General features: G+C 37.3%; 10 protein-coding genes and 2 pseudogenes. 9 read left to right on the top strand and 3 right to left on the bottom strand.

Annotated elements, in window-relative coordinates; genetic code table 11:
* The 9 genes and pseudogenes from A9G41_RS02675 to A9G41_RS13365 all read left to right on the top strand — a co-directional run.
* Window positions 1-1,887: pseudogene (locus tag A9G41_RS02675) on the top strand (type IV secretion protein Rhs); the annotation flags it as partial.
* Complete coding sequence (locus tag A9G41_RS02670) at window positions 1,884-2,825, top strand: RHS repeat-associated core domain-containing protein (protein WP_075539305.1); 942 nt, start codon at window positions 1,884-1,886, stop codon at window positions 2,823-2,825. The pseudogene A9G41_RS02675 and the gene A9G41_RS02670, both read left to right, overlap by 4 nt.
* A 12-nt stretch (window positions 2,826-2,837) precedes the next feature.
* Complete coding sequence (locus A9G41_RS02665; RefSeq protein ID WP_065582864.1) at window positions 2,838-3,044, top strand: hypothetical protein; 207 nt, start codon at window positions 2,838-2,840, stop codon at window positions 3,042-3,044.
* A 113-nt stretch (window positions 3,045-3,157) separates the two neighbouring features.
* Window positions 3,158-3,703, top strand: a complete 546-nt coding sequence (locus A9G41_RS02660) for a CdiA family toxin C-terminal domain-containing protein (protein ID WP_065582863.1) — start codon at window positions 3,158-3,160, stop codon at window positions 3,701-3,703.
* Window positions 3,700-4,080 carry a ribonuclease toxin immunity protein CdiI gene (gene cdiI, locus A9G41_RS02655; protein ID WP_065582862.1) on the top strand — a complete coding sequence of 127 codons (381 nt, stop codon included), beginning with the start codon at window positions 3,700-3,702 and terminating at the stop codon, window positions 4,078-4,080. Before A9G41_RS02660 ends, cdiI begins: the two co-directional genes overlap by 4 nt.
* Before the next feature lie 202 nt (window positions 4,081-4,282).
* Entirely contained in the window at window positions 4,283-5,569 is a 1,287-nt protein-coding gene (locus tag A9G41_RS02650; RefSeq protein WP_065582861.1) for an RHS repeat-associated core domain-containing protein, read from the top strand.
* The gene (locus tag A9G41_RS02645) at window positions 5,569-5,847 is read left to right on the top strand and encodes a YrhB domain-containing protein (RefSeq protein WP_065582860.1); all 279 of its coding nucleotides are present in this window, start codon (window positions 5,569-5,571) and stop codon (window positions 5,845-5,847) included. The genes A9G41_RS02650 and A9G41_RS02645 overlap by 1 nt, the downstream gene beginning before the upstream one ends.
* Before the next feature lie 379 nt (window positions 5,848-6,226).
* Window positions 6,227-6,427 (top strand): hypothetical protein, encoded by a 201-nt coding sequence (locus A9G41_RS02635; protein ID WP_141675241.1) that lies wholly within the window; start codon window positions 6,227-6,229, stop codon window positions 6,425-6,427.
* A gap of 213 nt (window positions 6,428-6,640) precedes the next feature.
* Entirely contained in the window at window positions 6,641-6,913 is a 273-nt protein-coding gene (locus tag A9G41_RS13365) for an RHS repeat domain-containing protein (protein WP_081302225.1), read from the top strand.
* A 4-nt stretch (window positions 6,914-6,917) separates the two neighbouring features.
* Here the strand turns inward: A9G41_RS13365 and A9G41_RS02630 are convergent.
* The 3 genes and pseudogenes from A9G41_RS02630 to A9G41_RS02615 form a co-directional block, all read right to left on the bottom strand.
* Window positions 6,918-7,989, bottom strand: a pseudogene (locus A9G41_RS02630) (IS3 family transposase).
* A 736-nt stretch (window positions 7,990-8,725) separates the two neighbouring features.
* The gene (locus A9G41_RS02620) at window positions 8,726-9,298 is read right to left on the bottom strand and encodes a hypothetical protein (protein WP_075539304.1); all 573 of its coding nucleotides are present in this window, start codon (window positions 9,296-9,298) and stop codon (window positions 8,726-8,728) included.
* 107 nt (window positions 9,299-9,405) lie between these two features.
* The coding region (locus tag A9G41_RS02615) for a DNA primase family protein (protein WP_082259604.1) at window positions 9,406-10,874 on the bottom strand (1,469 nt) is incomplete at its 5' end.

The raw sequence follows: 10,874 nt of genomic DNA, 5'->3' as shown, positions 1-10,874 counted from the left end.
GATGAAAACGTGATTGTCACCATGGCTGATGGCAGTCAAAAGTGTTACACCCATAAAGATGGTTTGTTACAGTCAGAAACCGATGCTAATGGGGCGACCAAAACCTATCAGTATAATGAAGAGGGATTGAAAACCGTTGAGATTGATGCGTTAGGGCATCAAACCCACTATGAATATACGGTTAATGCCGAGTTAAAAACCATTATTTACCCAGACAACAGTTATGAAGATTATACTTGGCAACGTGGACGAATTATTCGAATTGAAAAAAATGGGCTGATATGGCGAATACGTTATAACCATCACGACGACATTATTGAGTTGGAAACGCCCGACGGTTTACTCACTCGTCATCGTTATAATGAAGATGGACAGCGTTTATCGACCCAATACCCTGATGGTAGCGAACAACATTTTACGTGGGGAGATAACGGTGAATTACAACAGCTAGGCTTTTCCGATGGACGTCTTTTTCAATTTAGCTATGATGCTTTACTTCGGCTCACGGTCGTCAGTGATGGACAACAGGGCAAGACCTATTATACTTATGACGATTTAGGACAAATCACAAAAATCACCTACCCGAATAACACCACTCGTGAGTATCAATACAACGCTTATGGCAAAGTGACTTGGTTTAAAGATGAAGCGGGTAAAGTCACAGAATATGACTACGCTTCGCCATTACATTTAATGACCGAAAAGCGGCTGCCAGATGGCGAACGGCTGAAATTTCGTTATGATAATATCCATCTACAAATCAGTGAAATTGAAAATCAGAAAGGGGAACGTTACCGCTTCAGCTACACGCCAACGGGGCAATTGAGTGAAGAAATTGGTTTTGACGAGGTAAAAACCACTTATCATTACGATTTAAATGGCTATTTAATTGAAAAACACGAGTATGGTAACCAACATGATGAAAAACCGCTCATTACCCGCTACCAACGTGATAGCCGTGGAAAACTCATCGTAAAAGAGCTAGCTGATGGCATAAAAGAGCACTATAGTTACAATCAGAATGGATTATTAACACAAATACTCGATGGGCAATCGGTTTTAGGATGGGAATATAATGAAGTTGGTCGTTTAACGGCTGAGCACCAAAACTGGGCGACTATTCGCCATCGCTACGATGAAAACACCGGCTTACTCAATGGCACTAAACTGCCCGATGGGCAATGGTTAGAATATCATTACAATCAGGGTCAGCTAATGGGGATGACACTCGACCACCAGCCATTAGCCGCTTTTCGTTGGGATAAACAAGGGCGAGAGTGTGAACGCCGTCAGGGTAATGGGCTGGTTAACCGTTACCAGTATGACCCACTAGGGCAACTTATTGCCCATCAACGTTATCATGGTTATGATATTAGCACCCAGACCTCGCCAACGCCAATTTGGCAACAGCAATATCACTACAATCCTAACGGACAGCTTGCTGAAATTACCGGACATCAGCCACGCCGTTACCGTTATGATAACGCCGACCAGTTACACACAGTGACTTACCCTGAGGTCAATCCCGAGCAACATCATGCTGAAAAAGTCGAGCAGTTTGATTACGACCCAACGGGCAATAAAATCAGTGAAACCCAAGCACTAGCCCCTACGCCTTTTCATGCCAATATCGCCAAAGGCAATCGCCTAACCTTTTTTAGTGATAAACACTTTGAGTATGACCGCTTTGGTAACCTAATTGCCGAAAAGCGCGGAAAAGACCACCGTCTGGTTACCCACTATCAATACGACTGCCGGCATCGACTTATCAAAGTGATTAAACCGACAGGGCTTATCATCACCTATACTTATGATGCCTTTAACCGTCGTACTAGCAAAACCATAGATGGTAAAACTACTGAGTTTATGTATTCGTCTCATCCATGAGACTCACCCTTGCAGGGCCAACACTAAAGCGTTGTTCAAATTTGTTCCAGACAAATTTGTGGCAAGGTAGTAAACTTATTGCTGAAACGGATAACGATAAACACTGGCAAAGCTACCTTTATGAGCTAGACTCTTACCGTCCATTAGCCCTTGTGCATGGCAATGCCCAACAAGATAACATCAAACTCTACTGGTATCAAAACGACCACCTCGGCACACCCATAGCCCTTACCGGCAGCTTAGGTGACACCCTCTACGAATGCCAGTATAATGCCTATGGTCAGATAATAAACGAAACCTACCATCAGGACGATATAGATTCCCTGCCCGATAATCCGTTAAGGTTCCAAGGGCAATATTATGATGAGGAAACAGGACTTCATTACAACCTAAACCGTTACTACGACCCATTTACCGGCAGATATATCACCCAAGACCCACTAGGTATACTGGGCGGATTAAATAGTTATCAATATGTCAATGGCGATCCGATAAATTGGATAGATCCGTTAGGGTTAATTAAGATTGAAAATAATGGGTTTGAGGGCATTGCTGGAAAGGGAGCTACAGTAACAAAACCTGCTACAGGAGCAGAGAATGCCGCCAATAATCCTAAATTAAATGCTCAATTAGCATCTCAAGAAATAGCCAATGGACATGCTTTTGATAAGCATGTTTTACAACGAGGTGAATTTAATTCCCTAGGTATTAGAACACGAGAGCAGTTCCGACAACATGTAGAAAAAGTTATTAATAACCCGACAGACGTACGTTATTACTCTGACGGGCGAGTTGTTTATTTAGCTTCAAATATAAGAATTATTGTTATAAGAAATCCGGGTAAAGGTGAAAGTACAGCATTTAGGCCTGATTATGATATTGGATGGGATAACTATATTAAACGTTTACCAATCCAAAAAACACCGCCAATGAATTAACTGAGGTTTAAAATGAAGATATTAGAGAAACAAAATAATTTATTAAATGTTCAAATGAGTGAGAGGGAGTTTAACTTAATAAGAGAGCTTGAATCTGCTGTTTTAGTTTCATGCAGTGTAAATGAAATTCCTACCTTAACAGGGTGGACTAGAGAAGATCTTTTAGAATTTGGGATCATGCTTAGTGAACTAGCAGAGAAACACAATATTAATTTATAACAGAATTAAAGCTTGTTAAATTTCTGCCTGATGTTGGGATTTTTTTATCTTTTTTAGATCTGCATCGTAAGTTCAATAATGAACTTGTTTTAACTCACCTTAATAATAACCGGATGTCCAGCAATAAGGTTGCTGACAAGGGCGTTGAGGGGATTGTTGGAAAAGAAGCTGATACACAATTAGTACCAGATACTTTTGTATCAGATGTTACTACTCATAATAAACAATTAGGAGTAATAAATCGAAAACAAGGTACAATTTCTGGTGCTCATAATCAAGATGCATTTCTAGAATCTATTGAAATAACAGGTGCTAAAATTGTAAACCCTAAGTACACAGATAGACAATATCCTGGGTTGATTGAATATGAGTATCAAATTCCAGCTATAGCCGGAAATGGACCAAATGCAGGAAAAGTAACCGGATACAAAGGTGTTGAAAGAAAAACCACCTATGATCCTGCAATACTTTCTGATGCAAAAGTAGCGGAGATGTCAAATAAAGCAGCACATCAAGCAAAAGATTATTTTCAATCAAATCCGACAAAGAACGTGTATGATATTAAAGTAGATGGCTATTGGTTCAGAGTGACACATGACCCAAAAACTAATAAAATAAATAATGCATTTTTGACAATGCCGCCGAGGAGTATTAGATGACAAATAATATACAATGGTTGAAAAAAATTGAAAAAAAATTAATTGAAAATGATGGAGGAGATTTATATAGCTTATTGGAAATAATGTATAAAGAACAAAAAATGAATTTTTTACAGTTTTTATATGATGCTTCCAAAGGAATTGGATGTTCACCGTCCGAGGGGTGTGGTTATGCATTAGACCAAGACAGGGATAATCCTGAAGAATTTGATGAAGTAAGTTTTATGTTTGGAGATTATGAAAGTTCCACAATATCTCCCCCAAAATTTGTTGAACTTATGCAAATAATATCTAATAGCTATATTGAAGCGCATCCTAAAGATAAAGATTCAATCGAATTTTATATGAATAAATTAAGAGAACGTTATTCAAAGTAAATAGTGAAATCCCCACATAATTAGTGGGGGTATGTTTTATTTATTAAAATTAACAAAAAAAATTTAACAATTAGCTTATCTTGTTTGATTTTTATCGCATTAAATCTGGCAATATCAGTATCATTATAACGGGCAGCTTGCCGAAATCACCGGGCATCAGCCACGCCGTTATCGTTATGATAACGCCGGTCAGCTACACACAGTGACTTATCCTGAGGTCAATCCCGAGCAGCATCATGCTGAAAAAGTCGAGCAGTTTGATTACGACCCAACGGGCAATAAAATCAGTGAAACCCAAGCGCTAGCCCCTATGCCTTTTCATGCCAATATCGCCAAAGGCAACCGGTTAACCTTTTTTAGTGACAAACATTTTGAGTATGACCGCTTTGGTAACCTGATTGCGGAAAAGCGTGGAAAAAACCACAGTCTAGTCACCCACTATGAGTACGACTGCCGGCATCGACTTATCAAAGTGATTAAACCGACAGGGATTATCATCACCTATACTTATGATGCCTTTAACCGTCGTACTAGCAAAACTGTGGATGGTAAAACCACCGAATTTATCTGGCGAGGTAGTAAACTTATTGCCGAGACCGATAAACACTGGCAAAGCTACCTTTACGAGCTAGACTCTTACCGCCCATTAGCCCTTGTGCACGGCAATGCCCAACAAGATAACATCAAACTCTACTGGTATCAAAACGACCACCTCGGCACACCCATAGCCCTTACCGGCAGCTTAGGTGACACCCTCTACGAATGCCAGTATAATGCTTATGGGCAGATAATAAACGAAACCTACCATCAGGACGATATAGATTCCCTGCCCGATAATCCGTTAAGGTTCCAAGGGCAATATTATGATGAGGAGACGGGGTTACATTACAACTTAAACCGTTATTACGACCCATTTACCGGCAGATATATCACCCAAGACCCACTTGGTATACAGGGTGGGTTAAATAGTTATCAATATGTCAATGGCGATCCGATAAATTGGATAGATCCGTTAGGGTTGATTAAGGTTGAAAATAATGGGTTTGAGGGGGTTGTTGGAAAGGAGAAAAGCAATACTACAATCAATGATACAGCTGGTTCTATACGTGATGTAAATCCGGGTTATCCTACAGAAGGTAGAACTCATAATTGCGTCAATTGTGCGATAGTTACTGATGCAACATTAGGTGGTAATCCAGCTTCTGCTTTACCAATTAATTCAAAAAATGGAGTTCCAATATCTGTGTTAGAAAAACAATATGGGGCAAAATTTCAAAATGTTAATGGCCCTAATAATATTATTGAGCAAATGACAAATGCAGGCTCTGGTGCAAGAGGTATTGTATTTGGTTCTTATGGGCTGGGGCAACCAGGGCATGTTTTCAATGTAGTGAATCAAAGGGGCTTTATACGTTTTCTAGATGGGCAAACTGGTAAAGCTGCCGATATGGTAAAATTTAAATCTTTCAAATTGTTAAGGACTAATTGATGATTACTTTTTTTGAAGCGATAAATAAAGCTAAAAATTATTTAGCTGAATACGACGTTCCTGTAGAGATTACTGTAATAGATAGGTTTTCTGAAGGGTGGCTTTTTTGTTTTCAATCTAGAGAATTTTTAGAAACCGGTGATTTTTCAACACAATTAATAGGTAATTGCCCATTTGTAATTGATAAAGATAGTGGAAAGATATACGAATTAGGAACCGCATATCCCCTAGATATATATCTTCAAGAGTATGTAAATAAAAAAAATAAAACTTGTTAATATCATAATTTACTATATACGAAATTTACTAGAATGGATATCCATTCCCCTAATATATTTCGTAATATAAATCAGAAAACTACTGTAAAAACACATAATTTTGTAATTGATTCATCTATTGATGTAGCTAAAGATGTTGCAGACATTAAAAGCTGGTAGGCAATGATTAAAAACGACCAATAACCGTAAATAGTAGAATATATTTACTAAAAGTGAATGGTACATTAGCTCCCATATCGGGAAAAGGCATTACCACACTTAATAGAGGAGAATTTAAAATTCTTAGCGTTTATAAAAAATTTGATAATAGAAAGCAAGCAGCTCAAATACTGAATAGCATGAAAGTAACTGAAGAGGCCAAATCGAAAGCACTTGAAGTTTGGAAAAGGAACAAAAAATGATTGGGTTTGACTTAATATTAGAAAAAATTTTTCCTGAAATTGTTTTACAAGAAGCTTTTTTAAAAGCTTTTGAAATTTCTAAAAATAGTATATTAATTACTGATGATTATGTTAGCTATCAGTTAACTGATGATATAAAAATGTGGTGTATGGTAAAGCAGATTAATGGTGATTTTTAATCTCTTTGCCAGTTTTTTATTCGAGATAATAAAATAGAAAATAATTCTAAAGTTATATCAAGAAGGGTAAGTTATACTTTAAATACAAAAATGCTGAAAAAGTCGAGCAGTTTGATTACGACCCAACGGGTAATAAAATCAGTGAAACCCAAGCGCTAGCCCCCACGCCTTTTCATGCCAATATTGCCAAAGGCAACCGGTTAACCTTTTTTAGTGATAAACACCTTTTTTAGTGATAAACACTTTGAATATGACCGCTTTGGTAACCTGATTGCGGAAAAGAGCGGAAAAAACCACCGTCTAGTTACCCACTATGAATACGACTGCCGGCATCGGCTTATCAAAGTGATTAAACCGACAGGGCTTATCATCACTTATACTTATGATGCTTTTAACCGTCGTACTAGCAAAACAGTGGAGGGTAAAACCACCGAGTTTATGTATTCGTCTTGTAAATACCCCAAACTTAGTACACAACTTACGTAGAAAATTAAGCAGCCTGTTTTAGTGTTTTGTATTCAATCGGTGTCATGTTATTTAATGCCTCATGCGGTCTTTCGGTGTTATAAATGGTTAGCCATTCTTCGGTTACCTTTCTTGCTTGTTCTAGATTATTAAATAGATATAAATCGAGTACTTCAGTACGATAGGTACGATTAAATCGTTCAATATAGCCATTTTGATAAGGGCTACCGGGCTGGATATAATCAATGGTTATACCATGTAATTTAGCCCAGTTGGTAAAGGTTTTCCTGCAAATTCTGGCCCATTATCGACCCGTATTTTTAATGGATACCCATGATATTCGGCCAATTTATCTAAGTAACGGGTAATCCTTCCTGCTGGTAAGCTTACTGCAATATCAATACCTAACGCCTCACGATTAAAGTCATCGATGACATTGAATGTCCTAAAGCGACGTTGATTACGGCTACTGTCACTCATAAAATCCATTGACCAACATTCACCTTGTTTATTGGGGACTAATAACCTTTACGGGCATCGTGGAGGAATACGTTTTTTACGCTTTACCCTGAGATTAAGCTTTAATTCACAATACACCCGATATACCCGTTTATGATTCCATTGATAGCCGAGCTTTCTGATACGATTAAAACATTTAGGAAAATCCCAACGTAAATGCCGGTCTGTGATAGTATTCAACACCGAAACAATCACCGAGTCATCCTGCAACTTAGGTTGATAATAGTAAGCACAACGGCTTAAACCAACAATGGCACAACTCATAGCAATAGTAACCGAATGATTTTGTTGTAGTTGCTGTGCCCACGTTTTACGTGCCTTGGTGGGCACTAAAGCTTTTTTATGATTTCTTCCTGAAGCTGAGATTTTAAGCTCAGTTCGGCAAACATCAGCTTAAGCTTGCGGTTTTCAGCCTCCAGCTCCTTTAAGCGTTTGATATCCGACGTTTCCATTCCGCCGTATTTTTCTCGCCATTTATAGAAAGTTGAATTACCCATGCCCTATTTACGGCACAGTTCTTTAACGGCAATACCCGCTTCAGCCTCTTTTAAAATAGCGACGATTTGATGTTCAGTCATTTTTTCATAATTAAACCCCCTTTTCTTTTATCATAGAGAATTTTCTACTTTTTTGCTGTACTATTTTAGGGGGTAGTTACAATCTTTATCTCTTGGTTTGGTGGCTTTTATTTGGGTGTCTATTAATGGGTGCGTTTTCCTTGCCATAACTATTTTAGGTATACGATATATAAGTATACTGCGCCCGTATAACCTAAGCATATACCTAAAAAATTTGGTTGTAAATGTACCTTAATGATACTTACTGGATAATAAAATTGCTTTTAAGGCTTGTTGTTATTGGGTTTAGTGTACTTTAATGGGCTTTAAAGAATGTTACTGTTTATTGAATTGGGCCAAGGGAAACAGAATCATATAGATAAACACACTGGAAATACTGAAAGATTAACTTTTAAAAATCGAATCGTATACCTAAACGTATACCTAAAACAAAAAGTGACCCCAATATTAGGTATTTTAATCTTGCCGAATTGAAAGGTTAAAAAAAATTGGTTTTAGAATTTTGACGGTGTAAAAATTTATCTAGGTGAGCGGTATCCGTTAATTATGTTTTAGATTTTTTATACCTCCCCCCCATAAAAATAAAATTTTATAAAAAAGTGTTCACGGTGTTCACTACTTGCTTGAATCCTTATTCTAAAAGGGTTTGAGCGGTGTATACTTGAATATTTACTATTCACAAGTGTACACTTTAGGTGTTCACCACAAGATAAATAATGGATTAATTTAGATCTAGCTATATATGTTTAGCTAAATATTCCACCATTTCTTTATTATTTAAAAAAGAATAAAATCTTTTTGCTAAGGCTTTTATTCTTGTATATCGTTTTGCTTCACTAAGTTGTTTTTCGGCACAATAACAATTAAGACCATCATACATATCAAAGTAATCATAATAGATAAAAAGCCAATAGTGCTTTATTCTATGAAAATATCTGTTTCCAAATTCTATATATTTGAATACAAAACTATGAAGAAGATCGCCAATATCTTCTAAACTATTACATATCATAATTTTTTGGCTAAAAAGTCTCATGAAAAATAAACAGCTATAATTAATGCTTGGTATAGAAATATTTTTTTCGGAAAGATATCTTTTTAAGTACGTCATAACCTCATCGCTATCTATTTTTTTATCAAGTCCCAAAGAAGCAATAATCAATAGTATTTCTGAATCATCACCTTGCATAACTTGTTTTTCAGCCCAATCAATTATTAGGCCACTAGAATAAAAATATTCTGATGGTGAACCATAATATTGATTAAATCTATAAAGCGATAAAATTTCATCGAGAGATAAATTACTCAATTTTAAAACCTTTTATTTATAAGAAAATACCCATTTAATGTATCTTATCTTACATAAGCGAACAACAAAAAACCGCCCAAATTAGGCGGTTCATAGGTTAACAAATATTAACTACGAGCTAGTTCTTCGGCTTTGGGTAGCCAATCTTGACTAGTATTGATATTAAGCTCTACGTTGGTCCTCATCCCTTTATTTGCTCTTTTACGCATGTAGTCTTTACCGTTTTCTTTCATTGCATAATTAAGCGATGTGCCAAATTGCGTCAGTGATAACGGATTGTTTAAACCTGTATTGCGGATGTATTCAATATAAGCATGATATAAATATTTTCGGGGGTTAAAGGGCATTATTCCCATATTGCCAATAAACATACCATTGGGATAATCAAGCGCATCAAGATAACTACAAAAATCTACCAAGTGGTCGGATTCGCGTTTAATCGCCGTCGCTTCGTCTGATTGTTGTTGCTGGTGTAGTCTTTCTTTGGCTTCTGCTGGACTGGTAAACTCATTTAATAGCAACCTCACAATTGAGGGGAGTTCTTGCTCTATTTTGCTAACCAAGTTTAAATCTCGCTCTTTTTCAGGGATGACCTCGCCAAAGTGAAAGATAACCCTACGCCGTGATATACCGCCGTTACGCTCGTTAAATCTCATTGCCTCGTTATTGATAACCAAAACTACCGCAGGGATTTTACAAGAATAGGGTTGCTTGTGTTTTGGGTCTATTGCGACTTCATCACCGCCAGTAATCGCTTTTAATCCTGCACCACTACCCATATAACGCGGTTGGTCGGGTAATATGACTAATGAGTAACCCACGATTAAGGCTCTGTCCCTTGCCTTTTCTAATGCGTCCATAGTGCCTATTACAGTATTGTTTTTACCTGATAACATCGTCGCAATTTCAGCAAAAACACTTTTACCGCTACCGCCTGCGCCTGTAACCTCTAAGAATAATTGCCAGTCATGACGATTAGCCAATATCATATATAGCGCAGCTAAGATATTTTTAGCCTTATCTTGATTGCCTGATGCTCTTTTTAGCCATTTAGCGAAGTTTGGCGCGTGAGTATCAAAAGATTCATTTTCTTTGACAGGGTAGTAATCAATATCATTACTGACTAATAGCCAATCTTGCTTATTGTGAGGTCTAAAGGTTTGGCTTTTTAGCTCATATACGCCATTTTTAAAGCAGATTAAATCTTTCTGAGGTGTTCCCATTATAGGCAGTGATAACCTGAGCGATTCAACCGCTGAGCTAATTCGCATAGGGTTAAATGGCTCGCCTGATTGAGTGAATAAATCGGCTAGCGTTCGCATTAACAGTTTATCGCTTATAGGTTGCCATGCGTTATCTTGATAGTGATAGATTTCATCGGTAGTAAGATTAATCGCAAGGTTATTATCATAATATTGATTGAGCAGTTCGGCGCGTTGGCTTGATGCCATTTGCGATAGGTTCATGCTTGATAACTCGTTTTGCATGTTAAGTTTTGTCACGGTTGGTAACTCTGGTTTTATGAGGTTTTTATTAAAATGAGCCGAAGCGTTATCACTTCCAAATTGTTGTCTAT

Origin of the sequence: Gilliamella sp. Nev5-1 (genome assembly GCF_001690895.1) — a bacterium.
GTDB lineage: Bacteria > Pseudomonadota > Gammaproteobacteria > Enterobacterales > Orbaceae > Gilliamella > Gilliamella apicola_C.
Note: the sequence above shows the minus strand (reverse complement) of the source record. Positions and strands in the feature narration are given on the sequence as shown.